This window comes from Mangrovimonas yunxiaonensis (genome assembly GCF_000733475.1).
Taxonomy (GTDB): Bacteria; Bacteroidota; Bacteroidia; order Flavobacteriales; family Flavobacteriaceae; genus Mangrovimonas; species Mangrovimonas yunxiaonensis.
Genome location: NZ_JPFK01000007.1, coordinates 373081 through 393779, shown reverse-complemented (window position 1 = coordinate 393779; position 20699 = coordinate 373081). Strand labels below are relative to the sequence as shown.

Below are 20699 nucleotides of genomic sequence, written 5' to 3'. Positions count from 1 at the left end.
CACTACAAGTTAAAGTCAGATTTTAACTCTTGAACCGTACTATTTACTGCGGTTAAAACGATATGGAGTTTTTCTGATATATCGTCGTTGGTTTTTTCGAACTTGCCCCAGTCTTGCACCTCTATCAAATCGTCTAAAACACCTAGCTCAAAAAGGTCTATTGTGGGTTTCATTTTATGGGCAGCCTGATATGTTGTGTAATAGTCTTTTTCTGCTACGGCCTGTTTAAGGCGCTCGGCATCTTCGGGCACTTCTACTAAAAAGGCTTCGACAAGTGCTTTTACAAAATCCTCGTCGTTGTCGGCCAATTCCCTTACTCTAAATAGTTTATAATTTTCTTCCATCATTTAACTGTTATTGAAAACATTTCTTTTCCCTCTAAGAAGCCTTTCAATTTATCGTTAGCATCTACTTTACCAACACCTGCTGGTGTTCCTGTAAAGATAATATCTCCAATCTTTAAAGTAAAATATTTTGACACATATTCTATAATCTCATCGATTTTCCAGAGCATGTGACTAGTGTTTCCTTGCTGGACGGTATGTCCGTTTTTTTCCAATGAGAATGTTAATTGGTTTAGGTCTTCAAAATCTGTTTTTGGCATCCATTTCCCTACAACTGCGGCGCCATCGAAGGCTTTGGCTTTTTCCCAAGGGAGGCCTTTTTCTTTTAATTGCTTTTGAAGGTCTCGTGCCGTAAAGTCTATTCCCAGGCCAATTTCTTGGTAATATTTATGGGCAAATTTTTTATCGATATACTTCCCTACGCGGTTTATCTTTACCAAAACCTCGACCTCATGGTGTACATCGTTTGAAAAATCGGGGATAAAAAACGGCTGTTTTTTTAATAAAATAGCCGTATCTGGTTTTTGGAACACGACGGGTTCTTCGGGTTTTTCATTTGCCAATTCGGCAATGTGAGCGGTATAATTACGCCCGATACAAATCAGCTTCATTTACCCCAGTTTGTTGTTAAAACTTCTAAGCTTTATGGCTGTTAGCACTTTTTTTGTGTATAGCGGAAAATCGGCATTGAGCAACCATCCAAAATAGCCCGGTTCCTGCTCTAAAACATCTACAACGCGCTTGCCTTTATGTTTGCCAAACGAAAAGCACTCTTCGCCTTTTTTGTTGTAATTGATAAACCCAGCAAAATCGGCAAATTTTTTCCGTGCGCTAAATTCAGCTAGGAATTTGGTGTCGTTTTCCAGCTCGTCGTAACGTGCCACTTGAGCCTTTAGCACCTCGTAAGTCGCCAGGGTATCGGCCTCGGCGCTATGGGCATTGTCTAATGTTTTATCGCAATAAAATTGGTATGCAGCACTTAAGGTGCGCTGTTCCATTTTATGGAAAATGGTCTGAACATCGACAGCCACTCGGTTTTTCATATCAAAATCCAACTCGGCACGCAACATTTCTTCTGCCAATAGCGGAATATCGAACCTATTGGAGTTAAACCCGCCTAAGTCTGAGTCCTTAATCATGTTATTAACTTCTTTGGCAATCTCGTTAAAGGTTGGTTTGTCGGCAACATCGGCATCAGATATGCCGTGTACCTGGGTTACCTCGGCAGGGATGGGAATGGTAGGATTAACCAATTGTGTGTACCGTTCTTCTTTACCGTCGGGGTAGACCTTTAATATAGAGATCTCCACAATACGGTCTTTGGAGATATTGATTCCTGTGGTTTCCAGATCAAAAAAGCAGATGGGCTTATTAAGGTTTAAACTCATTTTAGTATCATTTTGGGCAAAGATAATTAGAATTGTGAAGAAAGACTTTTAAAACCAATTTGACTTTTTAAAATAATTACATTTACTTCGTTAAATATTCGACGTAATTATCATTCTATGGAGATCCCTAAATTTCACGAAACGTTTATCCCAATTTTAAACATTTTACAAGAAGGAAACCCCATGCACCATAGAGAAATGAGTATCAAAGTCATTGAAAAATTTTATTCTAATCTGACAAAAGAGCAACTTGAAAAGAAAACAAAAAGTGGTGACATATTAATAATGAATAGAATTGCTTGGGGAAAATCTTATTTAAAAAAAGGAGGGTTTATTGAATTTCCTAAAAGAGGAATTGTTAAGATTACTGAGAAAGGGAAAAACTATGTTAATAAAAAACTGACATTAAAAGAAGTTGAAAGCTCTAATGGTTTTTTAGATTTTTACACCGAAGAAAATCCTTCCAAAGAAACAACCCCTAAGAAAATTGAGAATGCTTCTCCTCAAGATTTAATTGACGAAGGTTTTCTTCAAATCGAAAACGAAGTTCAATCTGAACTTTTAGATAAACTAAAATCAATTGATCCTTTTTATTTCGAAAAAGTCATCTTAATCCTTTTAAAGAAAATGGGATATGGAGACTTTATAGAAACCTCAAAAACAGGAGATGGTGGAATTGACGGAATAATTAACGAAGATAAATTGGGTTTAGATAAAATATACATCCAAGCAAAAAGATATGGCGAAAACAAAGTACGTGAAAAAGACATAAGGAACTTTATTGGCGCTATGAGTGGTGACACCCAAAAAGGGGTATTTGTAACAACATCCAGTTTTGATAATGGAGCAAAAAAGAAAGCTGAAAATGCACATCACACAATAATACTTATTGACGGACAAAAACTTACCGACCTAATGTATGAATATAATGTAGGCATTCAGACAAGGTCTACTTACGAAGTAAAAGAATTAGATATTGATTTTTTTGAAGGCGAATAAAAAAAGCACAATCCTAAAATTGTGCTTTTTTGTTTTATATGAGATTAGCTTTGCTGAATCTTCGATTTCCTGCCTACATTTCGAGTTACCTCAATGACCACGCAGGAATTTAAATTTCTCTGTTTGGGTCCCAAGCCTCTAAATAATCTTTAACGGCTTTTACAAACTGGCCACCCAAGGCACCATTAACCACTCTGTGGTCGTAAGAATGCGACAAGAACATGCGGTAACGAATGCCAATAAAGTCGCCTTCTGGTGTTTCGACAACCGCTGGCACTTTTCTAATGGCTCCAAGTGCTAAAATACCTACTTGTGGCTGGTTGATGATTGGCGTTCCCATGATACTACCAAAGGTTCCTACATTGGTAACGGTGTAGGTACCGCCTTGTATTTCGTCTGGCTTTAATTTGTTTTGTCGTGCGCGGTTAGCCAAATCGTTTACTTTTTTGGTTAAGCCTACAAGGTTTAACTGGTCGGCATCTTTAATAACCGGAACGATAAGGTTACCGTCTGGCAATGCGGCTGCCATACCTAGGTTAACATGCTTTTTCTTAATAATGCTATCGCCCTGAACAGAAATGTTCATCATAGGGAAATCACGTAGCGCTTTAGCTATGGCTTCCATAAAAATGGGTGTAAACGTTAGGTTTTCACCTTCTCGTTTAGCAAAAGCGTCTTTTACTTTTTTACGCCAGTTCCAAATTTTGGTAACATCGGCTTCTATAAAGCTTTGTACGTGCGCAGAGGTTTGCACAGAAGCTGTCATGTGATGGGCAATAAGTTTCCCCATACGTGTCATTTCTATCACCTCGTCATCGCCTGTAGGCACTACTGGAGCTTTTTCCTCTTTAGGAGCTGCTGCTTTAGGCTGCACCTGCTGACTGGCCTGTACTGGCTGCGAAGGTTGCGTTGTACGGGTATTTAAGTATGCTAGAATATCATTTTTAGTTACGCGACCGTCCTTGCCTGTTCCTGGCATGGCGTCTAATTCGGCTTGCGAGATTCCCTCTTCCTTGGCAATGTTTCTTACCAATGGTGAATAGAAGCGATCGCCAGACGAGGTTATTGGTGCGGCAGCTTCCTTGGCAACCTCAACCGTTTTAGACACTTCGGCAACAGATGGCGCCTGTGTTGTTTCTTCTTTTGTTTCGGTAGGTGTGCTGTCGCTTACAGCTACATCGGCATCGGTTTCTATAATGGCTATGGTTTGCCCAACTTGCACCACATCATCTACATCAAACAGCTTTTCAAGCAGTGTGCCTTCTACTTCACTTGGTACTTCGCTATCTACTTTATCGGTTGCGATTTCCAAAACGGCTTCATCGGCCTCTATGGTATCGCCAACTTCTTTTAACCATGATGTAATTGTTGCTTCGGCAACACTCTCTCCCATTTTGGGTAGCTTTAATTCAAATTTTGCCATATCTGTAATGAAAAGGTCTTTTTTAAATTTTCGCTTGCAAAATTAACGAAAAAACGTTTATTTTTTTGTGTTTTGTTTAATTATTTTCTCAGTAAATTAATTACTTCTCCTTGATTTTTGGAGCTGTTACTTCCTAGGATAAAGGTAGCGTTTTTGGGAAAAATTTTAAATGAAAACATTCTTTTATCGCTTAGACCCTTCATTTTTTCAATCATTGCCCTGTATGTCACGGTATTGGCATCGAAAATAATTTCGGTCTGTGGCGCTATCTGGTCTAGCTGCTGTACCACCTCAACATCTCGCTTTAAACCGTCTCTTAAGGTTTTTAAACGTTTGTTTTCTGTTGTATAAAACACATACTTTCGCCTATTTGTTTTGGTCTGCTTAGGTTGCTTTCTGAACAAAAAGGCCAATTTTATTCCTACCCATACCAAGGCATTAAACAGGGCATGCGTTTTAAAATGCTTTTGGTAAAAGATTTGCATGGCACCGTAAAAGCGCCTTGCATAGTTAACATCCTTTAATGTGCTTTCCCCTTTAAAGTGTATGATGGTGGTTGTGCCATTGTAAAAATTGGCATAGCCCGCCTTGAGCACCTTATAGGACAGATCTACATCTTCGCCATACATAAAATAATCCTCATCGAACCCACCTACTTCACGGTATACCGAAGTTTTCATAAGCATAAAAGCTCCCACCAAAATAGCAACCTCTGCAACCTGCTCTTGTTGAACATGATTGGCATAATACTGTTTTGGGAAGCCCATCATTTTTTTGAGGGCAACCGCCGGCGTTGGAACATTGCGCTTACTTTCTGGCAGGAACGCTCCTGTACCATCTACCAACCTACAGCCTACTATTCCTAAATTTTGTTGGTTTTGCGCAAAGGCCAGTAAGGTTTTAAACGTATCTTCGGCTACCACGGTATCTGGGTTTAAAATGCAAACGTATTCGCCTTTTGCCTGTGCTACCCCTAGATTATTGCCTTTAGAAAACCCTGCGTTTGTGTTATTTTCGATTAAAACCACCTCTGGAAAGGATGTTTTAACCAATTGGCAGCTATCGTCTGGCGAGTTGTTATCAACCACTATAATTTCGGCATCCAAATCCTTAACAGCTGCATGCACACTTGCCAGGCAGAGTTCTAAAAAATGGCGGACATTATAGTTTAATATGACAACGGAAAGTTTCAATGTCGCTGGAATTAAGATTTTAATGACGCCTCGAAAGGAATACGGTTGATAATGCTTCTTCCCAAGGTAATCTCGTCTGTATACTCCAGTTCGTTCCCTACCGAAATCCCGCGGGCGATGGTAGAGGTTTCAATGTTATAGCCTTGAATTTGCTTGTAGATATAAAAATTGGTTGTATCGCCTTCCATGGTAGACCCCAACGCAAAGATGAGCTCTTTTACAGTACCCGATTTTACTTTTTCTACCAAAGGCTGAATGTTTAAATCGGTAGGACCAATACCATCCATTGGCGAGATTTTACCGCCCAAGACGTGGTACAGTCCTTTAAACGAACTGGTATTTTCTATGGCCATAACATCGCGAATGTCTTCTACTACGCAAATTATTTCTGGTTGGCGTCTGGGGTTGGCGCATATTTCGCAAACTTCTGTATCACTTACATTAAAGCAACTTTTGCAAAAGTTTACTTCTGTTCTAAGTTGGCTTAATGCATTGGCCAAGTTTATTGCCTGCGTTTCTGGCTGCTTTAATAAATGCAACACCAAACGCAGCGCCGTACGTTTTCCTATGCCCGGAAGCTGCGACATTTCGTTTACCGCCTTTTCCAATAATTTAGAAGAAAATTCCATAGCTGCGAATTTACGATTTTACATTAAAGAAATACTTCTACATTTGTATTTTATAATCAATAGCGAAATTATGTCACCCTTTTTTATTGCCGCCTTAATTCTTTCGTATTTTGGCCTGCTTATAGCCATTTCATATTTTACTGGAAAAGAAGATACTAACGAGGCCTTTTTTAAAGCCAACAAATCGGCGCCTTGGTATTTGGTGGCCTTTGGCATGCTTGGCGCCTCCTTGTCTGGCGTCACGTTTATCTCGGTTCCTGGTGCGGTTGAAGATAAGCAGTTTGGGTATTTACAAGTGGTTTTTGGGTATTTGCTAGGTTATTTGGTTATTGCCTATGTGCTTTTGCCTTTGTACTACAGACTTAACCTAACCTCTATTTACAGTTATTTTAAGGATCGTTTTGGTATGTATTCGTACAAAACCGGTTCTGTTGCCTTTTTGGTTTCTAGAACAGTGGGAGCCGCTTTTAGACTCTTTTTGGTCGCTAAAGTTTTGCAGTTGCTTATTTTTGATCAATTTGGCATTCCTTTTTTCATAACAGTTATCACGACTATTTTGCTTATTTGGCTGTATACGTTTAGAGGCGGTATAAAAACCATTATTTTTACCGATACACTACAAACGCTATTCATGTTAATATCGGTTGTGGTTACCATTATTTTTATTGCCAACACGTTAGACCTCAACAGTTTTAGCGCGATTTACGACAATGTTGCTTCTAGCCCCATGAGCAAGGTGTTTTTTCTGGATGATGTAAACGACCCTCAATATTTTATAAAAAGTATTTTATCGGGCATGTTTATTACCATTACCATGACAGGTATGGACCAGGATATGATGCAGAAAAACCTAACGTGTAAAACCTTAAAAGACGCCCAAAAGAACATGATTTCTTTTAGTGTGGTTTTAATTTTTGTAAACATCCTTTTTTTAGTGCTTGGGCTTTTACTCACACAATATGCTGCCGAACACGGTATTTCGGCTAAAAAAGACAACCTATTCCCAACCATAGCCATGCTACCGGAAATAGGCCTTGCAACCTCTGCTTTCTTTATACTGGGGCTTATTGCCGCTGCTTATTCCAGCGCCGATTCTGCTTTAACATCGTTAACTACAGCTTTCTGTATAGATATTATAGACTTGGACAAAAAACCTAAACACCAACAAAAGAAAACCAGAAAAACGGTGCACGTTTTTACCAGTGTGGTCTTGGTTATTGTTATTCTATTGTTCGATTTAATTTTTAAAGACGTTTCTGTTATTTGGGAACTGTTTAAGGCTGCCGGCTATACTTACGGGCCTTTGCTTGGTTTGTTTGCCTTTGGCATTTTAACCTCCTCGCAAATTAAGGACAAGTATGTTTGGGTTGTAGCCCTAATTGCCCCTATTGTTTCTTACGCAATCAACCTATATTCGCCTGTATTGCTTAACGGCTATCAAATTGGGTTTGAAATATTAATTATTAACGGCCTGTTAATGTTTCTTGGCTTAGTACTGATTCGTCGCAAGTAACACCAGTGTACAAGCTGCTTCAAAATAAATATCATGCTGCTTAAGTATGTCGTAGAATTCGGGGTTTTCTGTTCCAGGATTAAAAATAACCCGTTTGGGTTTTAATGAAACAATGGCGTTATAGTACCCTTTCTGGTTTGTTGGGTTTACGTACAATGTAATGGTATGCAAATCGGTATAAGGCAAGAGTGCTGTTTGAATCTCGACACCCGAAACCGTCCCTTTTTCCAAACCAAAAGCTTCAACCTCTATACCGTTCTCTACCAATTTATTGATTGCGATATACGCGTATCTATTGGGATTAAGCGAAGCGCCAAACACTAGTGTTTTTTTGTTCATAATGTTAAAATGTTGTTAAGTCGTGTTAAATGCAGTAACAGTTCTTACAAAGAAGCGTCTTTAATGGTAATAAAACAAAACATCAATCAAAATTAAGCAACCAAAACCAACCAAATGAAACATGTATTCTTCTTTTGTGTCTTGCTCGGCAGCATGCTATCCCATGCACAAAGCTCTGCAAACACCTTATTTAAGGACGGCACCATAAGGGGTAAAGTTATAGACGCGACTTTAAACCAACCGATGCCCTACGTGACCATTGTGATAAAAAACAACGCTGGCGAAACCATTACGGGATCTATTACCGATGATAATGGCAACTTTAAAATAACTTCTGTTCCAGAAGGAAATATCGTTGTTAATATACAATTTATTGGGTACAAAACCATAACCAAGCACGTCACGATAAACAAAGACAACTTTAGGGTAAACCTCGGCCAGATTAAGCTTGAAGAGGAAGCCGCGGCACTAGACGAAGTGACTGTTGTTGCCGAGGTTTCTACCATACAACAAAAGGTAGACAGAAAGGTTATTACCATTGGAAAGGACCTGACAACGGCAGGCGCAACCGCTTCCGATATTATGACCAATTTACCCTCGGTAAACGTAGACCAACAAACCGGAAACATTAGCTTACGCGGCAACGAAAATGTACGCGTTATGGTTGATGGCAAACTAAGTAACGTTCCTGTGGCTCAGTTGCTGCGTCAAATTCCATCGACATCCATTAAAAGCATTGAGTTAATTACCAACCCATCGGCAAAATACAACCCCGAAGGTATGAGCGGTATTATTAATATTATCCTTCATAAAAACACCAAATTAGGTTTTAACGGAAACATAAACCTTGGGGTAACCAAAGAGGTTTTTGCCAAGTTCAACAGCTCTATCGACATGAACTACCGCAACGGCAAGCTTAACTTTTACGGGAATTACGGCAACAATATTGGCAAATGGGACAACTTTGGTCAGGTTAACAGGCTAGACGATCTTTCCCGCCAGGATTTTAAGTTCTTCAATAACAACAAATCGCACCTGTTTAAAGTTGGTGTTGATTATTACCTTAACGACCGAAACACCATCTCCTTCTTTACCAATCAGAACTTTTTTGAAGGTAATGGCGTAGGAAACACCCTAATTACCAATGCCGACGCCACTACAAGGCAACAGATATTTACCGACGAAACCGACAATGGCTCTGGCCAGTACAACTTAGCCTTCAAGCACAAGTTTAAAAAAGAAAATGAAACCCTAGATGTTGAAATTGACTATAACGATTTTAGCCAAGACCAGCTGGCCGACTTTAACTACATAAATTTTAGTTTTCCTGTTGATTACCTAGATTTTGTTGACACCAACCGCGACCAAACCACTATAAATGTAGACTATGTTAACCCATTAAGCGATGTGGCTAAATTAGAAGTTGGCGGCGAGGTGAGGTTGTTCAATTCGGTTATCGATTACAAATCAACCGGGGTAACCTACGACCAAAACGGCAGTCTTATCCCTACACCCCAAACCAATTTCGATTACCAACGAAACATTTATTCACTGTACGCCACCTATGGCAAAACGCTAGATAAATGGAGTTATCAACTAGGCGCCCGTCTGGAACAAGTAAACGTAGATGCCGAGCCATTACGTACATTTCAAGACAATACCACAGAGTTTCTTCCTTTTGAGAACGATTACTTTCAAGTATACCCTTCGGCCTTTTTAACTTACAAAGCATCCGATAAAAACTCATACCAAGTAAGCTATAGTCGCCGTGTGGACCGCCCGGGACTGGGACAAATAAACCCCATTCGCGAATGGAGCACGCCTAGAGTGTCATCTTACGGAAATCCTGAATTACAACCGCAATTTACCAACTCTACCGAGTTTAACTACACCAGAAGCCTAAGCAAAGGAAGTTTAACCGCTGGTGTATTTTACCGTATTATTGAAGACCAAATTAGCCGTATGGTAAGGATAGACCGTACCAATGTTTCCGATGCCAACTCCATCTTGTCTTACGATAACTTCGAAAACTCATCGGCTTACGGGCTAGAGGTTTCTGGAAATTACAGACCTACCAAATGGTGGAGCCTAAACGGAAGTTTCGACCTATACTCGCAAACCCAAAAAGGCCTGACCGAATTTTTAGACACCGACGATATTCAGAATGCTACGGTTAACGATATTGCTACCGTTAAAACCGAGGTTGAGAATATGGTGTGGAACTTTAGAATGTTTAACAACTTTAAAGCCACCAAGCACTTAAACCTATCGGTATTTGCTATGTACCGCGGCAAACAAAAAGGCATTCAGTTTACAAGAGACCCGATGTACTTTGTTAATACAGGGCTACGCTACAGTTTTTTAGAAGACAACCGAGCGACCTTTGGGTTTAATTACAACGATATTTTCGACACCATGAAATTTGCCTTCGAAGGTAAGACCCCTTTCCCTGAAAAAGGCGAGTTTAACTGGGAGAGCAACACTTGGAACGTGACCTTGTCTTACCGATTTGGCGGCGGAAAATACAGAGCGTTACAACGCAAGAAAAGAGATAGCGACGTGAATTCTAGCAGTGGCGGATTTATGTAGAAACGCAATTTTGGCAGCCACAGCATAATAGTTGATGGTTAGTGTTAATGTTTGGCTGTTAAATAAGAAAACCCGGGTTGTTTTAGCCCGGGTTTTCGTTTTCTGTTAAATGATAGTTAAAATTAATGTGCCATGAAATATTTTCGGCGTTTTTACGTCTATATATATGAGTGATAAGTTAATCAGCACATATTCTTTTAGTGTTAGTTAAGTTGGTTAATAGTGGAAAACCCAAAACCTTTCTTCAATAGTTTTGGGTTTTCCTGTGTTTTGCTCTAAAAGGCGTTATTCTCTACCATTTTATAATGACACTACCCCAAGTAAACCCGCTACCAAAAGCGGCCAGCACTACGGTATCGCCTACTTTTATTTTTCCTTGTTCCCAAGCTTCGGTTAAAGCAATTGGTATAGAGGCCGCAGTGGTGTTGCCATACTTCTGGATGTTATTAAACACCTGGTCGTTGTTTAACTGGAATTTCTTCTGAACAAACTGTGCAATACGCAAGTTGGCCTGATGCGGTATTAACATATCGATATCGCTGGGCTTTAAGTTATTTTTTGTGAGGCCTTCCATAATTACCTCGCTAAAGTGCACTACGGCATTTTTAAATACAAACTGCCCGTTCATGTACGGAAAGTAGCTCTCGTCGTTGGGATCGTTATCGGCAATAATATCGTTCACCCAGCGCTTGCCCATGCCTGGAGCAATTAAACTTAACTCCTCTGCATGCTCGCCTTCAGCATGTAAGTGTGTAGACAAAATTCCTTTAGAAGAGTCTTCTTCTCTACTTAAAACAGCCGCTCCTGCCCCATCGCCAAAAATAACCGAAACGCCACGTCCTCGCGTGGTTTTATCCAATCCGTGCGAATGCAGCTCACTTCCTATCACCAACACATTTTTGTACATGCCGGTTTTTATAAAGTTATCGGCCACGGCCAAACCGTATACAAAACCAGAACATTGGTTACGTACATCGATCGCGCCTACCGTTTTTATACCCAACTCTTTCTGGACCGTAACACCCGGTCCTGGAAAATAATAATCGGGACTTAAGGTTGCAAAAACAATAAAATCGATATCATTTTTATCTATACCTGCGCGGTCAATGGCTACTTTTGCAGCTTCAACCCCCATAGAAGAGGTTGTTTCGCCAGATCCTGGCTTTACCCAACGGCGTTCTTTAATACCTGTGCGCTCCTGAATCCATTCGTCACTGGTGTCCATTAGCTTGGTTAAATCATCATTGGTAACCACATTGTCTGGCACGTAATAGCCTAGCCCGATTATTTTTGAATTGTACATATCATAAAAATTAGCTTCTGCAAGTTAAATATTTCCTATAAAACACTTTTAAAAAATCGCACTCTTATTATTATGCATGCATAGTACCCGTTTTATGTCACTTTGTCACATCCTTCGTCTTGGTATTTTTTTTGACTTATTGAGTTTAAAATTTACAAACACAAAAAACGATATATTATGGCAAAAGGAAGTATTAATGTTTCGGTAGAAAATATCTTTCCATTAATTAAAAAATTCCTCTATAGTGATCACGAAATCTTTTTACGTGAATTAATTAGTAATGCAACAGATGCAACATTAAAACTAAAACACCTAACCAGTATTGGAGAGGCTAAGGTAGCCTATGGCAACCCACAAATTGAGGTGAAAATTGATAAAGACAACAACACCCTTCACATCATTGACCAAGGGATTGGTATGACTGCTGAAGAAGTTGAAAAATATATTAATCAAGTGGCCTTTTCTGGTGCTGAGGAATTTTTAGATAAATACAAAGATTCTGCTAAAGACTCTGGTATTATTGGTCATTTTGGTCTTGGTTTTTACTCGGCTTTTATGGTAGCCAATAAGGTTGAGATTATCACCAAATCGTATTTAGAGAATGAACCCGCAGCTCACTGGACTTGCGATGGATCGCCTGAGTTCACCTTAGAACCTCACGATAAAACCGAGCGTGGTACAGAAATTATTCTTCACATTACAGAAGATGATAAAGCGTTTTTAGAAGAATCTAAAATTAGTGAACTTTTAGTGAAGTACAACAAGTTCATGCCCATTCCAATTAAGTTTGGCACCAAAACAGAAACGTTACCAAAACCAGAAGGCGCCAAAGAAGAAGACCCAGCGCCAACTCAAGACGTTGACAACATTATTAACAACCCTAACCCGGCCTGGACCAAACAACCCACCGACTTAGAAGATGAGGATTATAAAAGCTTCTACCGCGAGCTATACCCCATGCAGTTTGAAGAGCCGTTATTCCACATTCATTTAAATGTTGATTATCCATTTAACCTAACGGGAATTTTGTATTTCCCAAAAATGACCAACGATTTAAACGTTCAAAAAGACCGCATTCAACTGTACCAAAACCAGGTTTTTGTAACCGATAATGTTGAAGGTATTGTTCCTGAATTTTTAACCATGCTTCGCGGGGTAATCGATTCGCCAGACATTCCGTTAAACGTTTCGCGCTCTTACCTGCAAGCCGATGGCGCTGTTAAGAAAATTTCTTCGTACATCACACGTAAAGTGGCCGATAAATTAAAATCGCTTTTCAACAACAACCGTGAAGATTTCGAAAAGAAATGGGATGATATTAAAATTGTGATTGAATACGGCATGCTTTCTGAAGACAAATTCTTCGAAAAAGCCGATGCTTTTGCCCTTTACCCTACGGTAGATGGTAAGTATTACACTTACGATGAGCTGTACAACGCAATTAAAGCTAAGCAAACTGATAAGGACGACAAACTGGTTATTCTTTACGCCTCTAACAAAGAAGAGCAACACAGCTATATCGAGTCAGCCAAAGCTAAAGGTTACGAAGTGCTCTTATTAGATTCGCCAATTGTATCGCATTTAATGCAGAAACTAGAGACAACCAAAGAGAACATTTCGTTTGCCCGCGTAGATGCCGACCATATTGATAATTTAATTAAAAAAGACGACACCAAAATCTCTAAATTAAGTGAAGAGGAAAAGACTACCTTAGACGAATTGCTTAAAACGGTGATTCCTGCCGAAAAATTCACGGTACAGTTAGAAGCTATGGATAGCGATGCCGCACCGTTTATAATTACACAGCCAGAATTTATGCGTCGTATGAAAGAAATGCAAGCAACAGGTGGCGGCGGTATGTTTGGCATGGGCAATATGCCAGACATGTACAATTTAGTGGTAAACACCAACCACAATTTGGTGAGTGAAATTTTAAACACCAAAACCCAGAAAAAACAAGAACGCTTAATTAATCAAAGTTTAGACTTGGCCCGCTTAAGCCAAGGGTTGTTAAAAGGTGAAGAACTCACCAACTTTATTAAGCGTAGTTACGATATGATTAAGTAATGTATTGCTTAATACCATCATTAAAAAACCTCTCAACTGTGCTTGGGAGGTTTTTTGCTTTACAACATATTGCACACCACTTTTTCATTTAAAATCATTATCTTTAGTGTTAGTAATTTTATTCCTATGAAGTCGCTTATCAGTAGATTAAAGCTTAAAAACCGCGATCATATTGTGGTGCTTAACAAGCCCGATGATTTTGAAGATGAATTAAACGCATTGGGATTAAAGGAGGTTCTTATTTCTGAATCTTTAATACAAACCTCTTGCGTTGGCTTTGCCATACTGTTTATTACCTCTAGGCAACAACTTATAGACCAAATGCTTACCTTACTCCCTAAACTCGATGACGATTGTGTGTTATGGATTGCCTACCCGCAAAAAACATCCAAAGCACTTATTGTAGAACTCTACCACGATAATGCTTGGGACGATTTAATGGACTTTTGGTTAAAGCCCGTTAGACAAATTGAAATTAACGCCAATTGGAACGCCATGCGATTTAAAAAAATAGACTACGTTCCTCTTAAGAAAGCCACTTAAAATTTAAGCGGCTTTTTTTACAGCTGCTTTTAACTTCAACTAAAAAAATAGAAAAGCAGGCTTTATTTTTCGGTTAAAACTTGGCCGTTTTACACCTTATTTTCTAATAAATCAGATGGTGCTTTTTAAAAAAACAGCTTCTAGTTGGGAACCATTTTTCAACTTGTCTACATGATAAAAAGCTACTGCATAAAGATGACATTGCCCTAAACCACCTGTTTTTCGCATAGCTTCCCCCTATTCTTTTAATATTGAATTAAAAAACACCCTATAAAAGTTACAGTTATTAAACATAATCACACAAAACAATAACAAAAACAAACATTAATTAAGGCATTAATATTTCACATTAAAATATAAATCATTTTTTCACTACTAAATAAGAAGTCAGTTTCATAGATTTTACACACTTTATTTGGAAGTAACTTTCCTAAAAATATATATTGAAAACTCAATACTAAACTAATAACCTTTAAAACCCTTAAAATGATGCTAACACTTGCTATTGCGATAATTGAATTTATTGTGTCCTTATTTTAATTGATGCCAGTAAAACTTAGTTCTAGAATAAGTTTTACTCATTTAAAAAAAGTAGCAAGACAACATTTAAAACATTATATTTACAAGGTATGAAAAAGGCTTTTTTTAAACTTCTTGCAAGCATAAACAAAGTGGTTTTACCCAACTACACCAAAAAAAGGTTAGATTTGGGCAAAGCTACCAAAGTACAATTGGCCATAATTGGTTGGAAGTATTTTGTGGTTAAAAATGCTTTGGATTAACCCTTCGTGCTGGCAATTCTTCACATTTCCTAATCCCCTTCCCTTTTCAAACACCCGCTTGTTAGTCAATAATTTACAAGGCTATTTTCTAACACCTAAAAATCTTTTAAAAATAACCTGTAATATTTTTCTTATTGTGTATTTTTATAAAAACAACCTAAATTATGAAAAAACAATTACTCGTACTATTGCTTGTTTGCCTACCAACAGTCTGCTCTGTTTTCGGACAAACATACAGCACTCCAGACACAGGAGTTACCTGGACCTTAGATGATATCGCTACCCAAAGCCCTTCTACCATAACGGTCTCTGGCAGCACTTACACTTTAATGGAAAACTTAACCATTTCTGGAAACGACAGTATTATTATTGATACCGACATTACCCTAGAAATTGAAGCCGATTTATTAATTACCGTTTTCGGAACCTTTACCGTAAGCGGCAATCAAGTTACCATGACTGCCGCAAACACCGCAACACCTTATGAAGGGTTTAGGTTTGAAGAATTTTCTACCATCGACATTCAAAACGCTACAATCTCGTATGGTGGCGGGTTAAGGGTACTTACCGAGACCTTTACCATTAACAATTGCACTTTAACCAACAATGTTGCGGGCGCTACAACCGGTGGCGTCATTTCCCTTTCTAGAGGCACACCACAAATTACAAACAACACCATAACCTTTAACTTCCTTCCCGCCATTAGCTCTGGAGCCACCAATCTCGTGTCGCCTTACATTTTTAACAACTACATTGAAGGCAACAACCAAGGCAACTCTAACCGCCCACAAATAAACATAGGTACCACCTTGGTTAACGACACTTTAAAGATTATCCAGAACACCATAAAAGGCGATGTTGCTTTAGATCAGGTTGGCGGTATTGCTGTTTCTAACTTTGTAGGTGGCAACATACGCGCTATTATAGACGATAATGTTATTACCGACAACCGGTACGGCTTGACCGTATTAGGAAACAACTCCTTTGCTTACATTAGAAATAACGTTATAGAAAACAACAACACCCAAAACCAACCGAATATAGGCGGTAGCGGTATTTCGATAAACACCTCAGCGCCTCCAATGGAAGTTATCGCTTCTGGCAATGCCATTAGGGGCAACCTATGGGGTATTACGGTTATTGGCCAAGCCTCTATTAACTTGGGAGACGGCGTAGACAACCCAGGGCAAAATGTCTTTTCTGAAAATGGAAACAACGGCATAACATACGCTTTATACAACAATACCAGCGGCCCTATTATGGCTATGAACAATTGCTGGGACGAAACCAATACACCTAATACTTTGGCAGCTGCCGAGGCAGTTATTGTTCATCTAAACGATGATGCTTCTTTGGGAGAAGTTACTTTCGATCCTGTAGACTGTAATTTCCTAAGCACCCAGGAACACGATGTTAACGCACTTAACATTTACCCCAATCCCAATAATGGCACTTTATTTTTCGACAACCAACTGGCAGACTTTAAACAGTTAAGGGTCTTTAATATTCAAGGGCAGTTAGTTCTGGAACGTAGCCTTAACCTAGAGGAACACCAAATAAACTTACCCGTAAACCCCGGGGTGTATTTTGTTGAATTTAACGGCAACAACAAAAAACTGGTTAAAAAATTAATTGTGAAATAAGCAATTTCACTCATAACATAAAACAAAAAATGCAACAAACTAATATTTAGTGAGTTGCATTTTTATTTAGTGACCTCGGCAGGATTCAAACCTGCAACCTTCTGAGCCGTAATCAGATGCGCTATTCAGTTGCGCCACGAGGCCTTTTTTAAGTGGGTGCAAATATAACTTAATTATTTATTTCTTAAAAGGGATTTTAAAAAAATATTCATTTTATACAATTTCTGCACTCAATCCAGCTTCTAAAAGCATACTACACCGTGGCTCTAAATCGGGGTAAGCACCGGTTTTTACCGTACACTTGCCTTTGTAATGCACAATAATGGAACATTGTTCGGCTTGCTCTGGGGTGTGGTCGCAGGCATAGATTAGTGTTTCTATTACATGATCAAAAGTATTAACATCGTCGTTATAAAGCACTATTTCGTTTTCTTTGTTAACCGCTTCATCTAGCAGAACATCCTCTAGCGTTTTTTCTTGTGTACTCATGTTTAAGCTTTTTTAAATTGTAGCGCTACCCATTGGTTTTTTTCTAATCCATCAACGTAAAAAAGGTGGTGTTTATTACACGCCTCTTCAATTGTAGAAATATCGTCTTTATAAAAACCGCTTAAAAATAACACCCCATCCTTATTTAAACAAGCGGCATAGGTTTCCATATCGTTAAGCAATATGTTTCTGTTAATGTTGGCAATAATAATGTCGTAATGTTTGCCGTTAAGTAAACTAGCATCGCCTTCGTAAACTGTTATGTGTTTACGGTTGTTACGTGCAATGTTCTCCAAACTGTTTAAATAACACCAGTTGTCTATATCTATGGCATCAATAGGGTTGGCGCCTTTCATTTCTGCCAAGATGGCTAAAACGGCTGTGCCACAACCCATATCTAAAACCGATTTGCCTTCAAAATCATGCTTTAGAATATGCTGAATCATCATATGCGTGGTTTCGTGGTGCCCCGTACCAAAACTCATTTTAGGCTCTATAATTACCTCGTACGGCGTGTTAAAGGGGTCGTGAAATGGCGCTCTAACAGCACAAACTTCATCGACTACTATGGGGTTAAAGTTCTTTTCCCAAGCTTCATTCCAATTAATCTGCTCGATTTCTTCAAAAGTAAAGGTGATATCAAACGCTTCGGAACTCAAAATTTGAACCTCATCTAAAATATCCTCATGCCATTCGTCTTTTTGAATGTAAGCTAAAACCCCATCCTCTTCTTCAACAAAACTCTCAAAACCAGCAGCTCCCAACTCTGCAATTAAAATTTCTGCCCCAGGTTGTAAAGGAGCGATTACAAATTTATATCCTATGTAAATGGCCGACATACTTTTTTTAACAAATTTAGCAATGATTGGTTAGATACTGTTATTTTTGCAGCAAAATATAACTAACATATGTACAAATTTATCTTTACCTTGTTTTTGTTATGCTGCTTTAGCACAATTAAAGCACAAGAAAACAACGACATAAAACTCTCTGCCTTGCCTTATTATAGTTATGGTAAAGGCCTGGGGATAACCTCTCCCGATAGCATTTTTAAACTAAACATTAGATTTAGAATGCAAAACCGTTTAACGTATTTACAAGACGACGGAGAAGATGCCGCTTACGAAGCCATGATTCGCCGACTGCGTTTGCGTTTTGATGGTTATGTAGGTGACCCAAAATTACTTTACGTTATTCAATTGTCTTTTTCTCCTAGAGATGTTGGCCCATTGGAAGACCATGGTAACATTAATATTATTAGAGATGCGATTGTGTTTTATAGGCCAAACAAACATTGGAACTTTGGTTTTGGACAAACAAAACTTCCCGGAAACCGCCAACGTATTAACTCCTCTGGCGCATTGCAGCTTACAGACAGATCCATTAACAATTCGAGCTTTAACATTGATAGGGATTTTGGTGTACATGCCTATTACCTAAACGAGACCAAGGACAAGTTTTCATACAACATAAAAACAGCTGTTAGTACGGGTGAAGGTAGAAACTGGACCAAAAATCCCGACAACGGATTGGCCTTTACCGGGCGTTTAGAACTGTTCCCCTTTGGCCCATTTAAAGGCAACGGTGCCTTTTTTGAAGGTGATGTAAAACGAGAGGAAACCCCAAAGTTAATGCTTTCTGGTGTTTACCACCACAACGATAAGGGACGACGTACAAGAGGTGGTACGGGCAACGAGCTGTTTGAACAACGCGATATGAGCTCCTTGCTTTTAGATGCCATATTAAAGTACAACGGTTGGGCTTTTCAAACGGCCTATTTAAGCCGCTTTGCAGACAACCCTATTACGGCAAACCCAGACGACATTAACGATATTGAATACGTTTTTACAGGACGCGGTTTTGATACGCAATTGAGTTACATTTTTGAAAACGATTACGAAGTTATAGGAAGATTTTCGCACCAAGAACCTCATAGCGACATAGAAATTTTAACGCCACAAAGAAACCAATACAGCCTAGGCGTTACCAAATACATTTGGGAACACGCTTTAAAACTTCAAGCCGAAGTAACCAGAACAGACTCTAATTTTATAGACAATACCACAAACGAAGATTGGTATGTTAGATTTCAAATAGAAATAGGCATTTAATAAAAAAGGCTCGCGTTATGCGAGCCTTTTTTATTTTTATTTTAGTGAGTTTATTGCCCAAGGCAATACACCTGGGACATTCTTTTTGATTAAAACGCATTTACAATAGCATAAAAATCCTCGGCCTTTAACGAAGCGCCTCCTATTAACCCACCATCGACATCTGGTTTAGAAAAAATTTCCTTAGCATTGCTGGGTTTTACACTCCCCCCGTATAAAACAGGCACAGTATTAGCCACCGTATCGCCATACTTGCTGGCCAATGTGTTTCTAATAAAAGCGTGCATGTCTTGTGCTTGCTCCGGACTGGCTGTTTCTCCCGTACCTATGGCCCATACTGGCTCGTATGCTAAAACAATAGTCTTAAAAGCTTCACCCTCTAAATGAAAAAGTGCATTTTTTATTTGGGCAGCCACAACAGCTTCTTCTCGTCCAGCAGCTCGATCTTCTAAAACTTCTCCAATACAAAAAATAATTTCCATATCGTGCGCCAATGCCGCATTTACTTTTTTTGCCAAATCTTCGTCGCTCTCGTTAAAATAGGTACGTCTTTCACTATGCCCTAAAATAACGGTCTTTACCCCTATGCTTTTTAACATTGAGGCACTCACCTCGCCTGTAAAGGCCCCGTTGTCTGCAAAATGCATCGTTTGGGCCACAACCTCTATATCGGTTTCCTTTGTTGCCTCGAATGCGGACCATAAATTAGTGAATGCCGGTGCTATTTTTACTTCGGCCTTAGAGGTTTTGGTTTGTTGTTTTAAATCGGTTATCAACGTTTGTGTCTGAGCCAAATCGTTGTTCATCTTCCAGTTTCCTGCTACTATTTGTCTTCTCATTTTACCAATGCGGCTTTTAAGTTTTTATCTGTTGCCTTTACGGCCTTATACAATGTGATGCTCTGGTCAGGATTTACAACCAAATATCTTGGTATCCAATCTAAATTTAAGAAACTTCCGAAGGCGCCCTTCCACCCAGATTGCATATAATAATGTTCGCCCTGCACATCATACTTTTTAATACCTCGCTTCCAGCTATCTTCGCTTTTATCTAATGATAAGAAAAGATAAACAATATCTGTATGTGCTTTTTGAAGCTCTTTTACCTTAGGCATGCCCTTTATACAATCGCCACACCAAGAGGCCCAAACATCAATTAAAATGGTTTTGCCTTTATGTTTATCCAGTATTTCTGAAAATGTCAAGGATGTGCCATCAAGAGCTATAAACGTATCGTTAAGAGCGCTTTCCGAAAAGTGCTTTGGCGCTTCCTGTGCCTGGCAATTAAACAATAGGACACTTGTAAAAAGGACTAAAAAAATGTGTTTCATTTTAAAATAGAGGT

At 39.0% G+C, this 20699-nt stretch carries 20 protein-coding genes and 1 tRNA gene; 8 read left to right on the top strand and 13 right to left on the bottom strand.

Annotated elements, in window-relative coordinates; translation table 11 throughout:
* Window positions 1–2: 2 nt before the first annotated feature.
* The 3 genes from IA57_RS09155 to IA57_RS09145 are packed head-to-tail and all read right to left on the bottom strand — an operon-like array spanning window position 3 to window position 1732.
* On the bottom strand, window positions 3–347 hold the full coding sequence (locus IA57_RS09155) for an Hpt domain-containing protein (protein WP_229730303.1): 345 nt from the start codon (window positions 345–347) through the stop codon (window positions 3–5).
* Complete coding sequence (locus tag IA57_RS09150) at window positions 344–955, bottom strand: fumarylacetoacetate hydrolase family protein (protein WP_036122348.1); 612 nt, start codon at window positions 953–955, stop codon at window positions 344–346. Before IA57_RS09150 ends, IA57_RS09155 begins: the two co-directional genes overlap by 4 nt.
* Window positions 956–1732, bottom strand: coding sequence for a 3'-5' exonuclease (locus IA57_RS09145; RefSeq protein WP_036122347.1), 777 nt, complete (start codon window positions 1730–1732; stop codon window positions 956–958).
* A 117-nt stretch (window positions 1733–1849) separates the two neighbouring features.
* Between IA57_RS09145 and IA57_RS09140 the strand changes: the two genes are divergently transcribed.
* Entirely contained in the window at window positions 1850–2731 is an 882-nt protein-coding gene (locus IA57_RS09140) for a restriction endonuclease (protein ID WP_036122346.1), read from the top strand.
* Between the two features lie 109 nt (window positions 2732–2840).
* Here the strand turns inward: IA57_RS09140 and IA57_RS09135 are convergent, their stop codons facing one another.
* The 3 genes from IA57_RS09135 to recR all read right to left on the bottom strand — a co-directional run bounded on the left by IA57_RS09135 (window position 2841) and on the right by recR (window position 5976).
* Window positions 2841–4154, bottom strand: coding sequence for a dihydrolipoamide acetyltransferase family protein (locus IA57_RS09135; protein WP_036122343.1), 1314 nt, complete (start codon window positions 4152–4154; stop codon window positions 2841–2843).
* 80 nt (window positions 4155–4234) lie between these two features.
* Complete coding sequence (locus IA57_RS09130) at window positions 4235–5347, bottom strand: glycosyltransferase family 2 protein (protein WP_036122340.1); 1113 nt, start codon at window positions 5345–5347, stop codon at window positions 4235–4237.
* Between the two features lie 11 nt (window positions 5348–5358).
* Window positions 5359–5976 (bottom strand): recombination mediator RecR, encoded by a 618-nt coding sequence (gene recR / locus IA57_RS09125; RefSeq protein WP_036122338.1) that lies wholly within the window; start codon window positions 5974–5976, stop codon window positions 5359–5361.
* A gap of 70 nt (window positions 5977–6046) precedes the next feature.
* Between recR and IA57_RS09120 the strand changes: the two genes are divergently transcribed.
* Window positions 6047–7489 carry a sodium:solute symporter gene (locus IA57_RS09120; protein ID WP_036122333.1) on the top strand — a complete coding sequence of 481 codons (1443 nt, stop codon included), beginning with the start codon at window positions 6047–6049 and terminating at the stop codon, window positions 7487–7489.
* Here the strand turns inward: IA57_RS09120 and IA57_RS09115 are convergent.
* Entirely contained in the window at window positions 7466–7828 is a 363-nt protein-coding gene (locus IA57_RS09115) for a CoA-binding protein (protein ID WP_036122330.1), read from the bottom strand. The two genes, IA57_RS09120 and IA57_RS09115, sit on opposite strands and share 24 nt — an antisense overlap.
* A gap of 114 nt (window positions 7829–7942) precedes the next feature.
* On the opposite strand from IA57_RS09115, the gene IA57_RS09110 reads away from it, so the two are divergent.
* Window positions 7943–10417 (top strand): outer membrane beta-barrel family protein, encoded by a 2475-nt coding sequence (locus IA57_RS09110; RefSeq protein WP_036122327.1) that lies wholly within the window; start codon window positions 7943–7945, stop codon window positions 10415–10417.
* Window positions 10418–10709: 292 nt separating this feature from the next.
* Here IA57_RS09110 and IA57_RS09105 read toward each other — a convergent pair whose 3' ends face one another.
* Window positions 10710–11720 carry a 3-oxoacyl-ACP synthase III family protein gene (locus IA57_RS09105; protein WP_036122324.1) on the bottom strand — a complete coding sequence of 337 codons (1011 nt, stop codon included), beginning with the start codon at window positions 11718–11720 and terminating at the stop codon, window positions 10710–10712.
* 177 nt (window positions 11721–11897) lie between these two features.
* On the opposite strand from IA57_RS09105, the gene htpG reads away from it, so the two are divergent.
* The 4 genes from htpG (at window position 11898) to IA57_RS09085 (ending at window position 16755) form a co-directional block, all read left to right on the top strand.
* Entirely contained in the window at window positions 11898–13787 is a 1890-nt protein-coding gene (htpG, locus tag IA57_RS09100; protein WP_036122321.1) for a molecular chaperone HtpG, read from the top strand.
* Between the two features lie 126 nt (window positions 13788–13913).
* Window positions 13914–14330 carry a hypothetical protein gene (locus IA57_RS09095; protein ID WP_036122318.1) on the top strand — a complete coding sequence of 139 codons (417 nt, stop codon included), beginning with the start codon at window positions 13914–13916 and terminating at the stop codon, window positions 14328–14330.
* A gap of 629 nt (window positions 14331–14959) precedes the next feature.
* Window positions 14960–15112, top strand: coding sequence for a hypothetical protein (locus IA57_RS09090; protein ID WP_036122316.1), 153 nt, complete (start codon window positions 14960–14962; stop codon window positions 15110–15112).
* A 164-nt stretch (window positions 15113–15276) separates the two neighbouring features.
* Window positions 15277–16755, top strand: coding sequence for a T9SS type A sorting domain-containing protein (locus IA57_RS09085; RefSeq protein WP_036122315.1), 1479 nt, complete (start codon window positions 15277–15279; stop codon window positions 16753–16755).
* A gap of 70 nt (window positions 16756–16825) precedes the next feature.
* Here IA57_RS09085 and IA57_RS09080 read toward each other — a convergent pair.
* From IA57_RS09080 to prmA, 3 genes are all read right to left on the bottom strand, one after another.
* A tRNA-Arg gene (locus IA57_RS09080) sits at window positions 16826–16899 on the bottom strand.
* 69 nt (window positions 16900–16968) lie between these two features.
* On the bottom strand, window positions 16969–17244 hold the full coding sequence (locus IA57_RS09075; RefSeq protein ID WP_036122313.1) for an ATP-dependent Clp protease adaptor ClpS: 276 nt from the start codon (window positions 17242–17244) through the stop codon (window positions 16969–16971).
* Window positions 17245–17246: 2 nt separating this feature from the next.
* A complete protein-coding gene (gene prmA / locus IA57_RS09070; protein WP_036122309.1) occupies window positions 17247–18083 on the bottom strand; it encodes a 50S ribosomal protein L11 methyltransferase in 837 nt (278 codons plus the stop codon).
* A 69-nt stretch (window positions 18084–18152) separates the two neighbouring features.
* On the opposite strand from prmA, the gene IA57_RS09065 reads away from it, so the two are divergent.
* A complete protein-coding gene (locus IA57_RS09065; RefSeq protein WP_036122306.1) occupies window positions 18153–19355 on the top strand; it encodes a porin in 1203 nt (400 codons plus the stop codon).
* An 89-nt stretch (window positions 19356–19444) separates the two neighbouring features.
* On the opposite strand, the gene tpiA is transcribed toward IA57_RS09065, so the two are convergent.
* Entirely contained in the window at window positions 19445–20194 is a 750-nt protein-coding gene (tpiA, locus tag IA57_RS09060) for a triose-phosphate isomerase (protein ID WP_036122302.1), read from the bottom strand.
* On the bottom strand, window positions 20191–20685 hold the full coding sequence (locus tag IA57_RS09055; RefSeq protein ID WP_036122299.1) for a TlpA family protein disulfide reductase: 495 nt from the start codon (window positions 20683–20685) through the stop codon (window positions 20191–20193). Before IA57_RS09055 ends, tpiA begins: the two co-directional genes overlap by 4 nt.
* Window positions 20686–20699 lie beyond the last annotated feature (14 nt).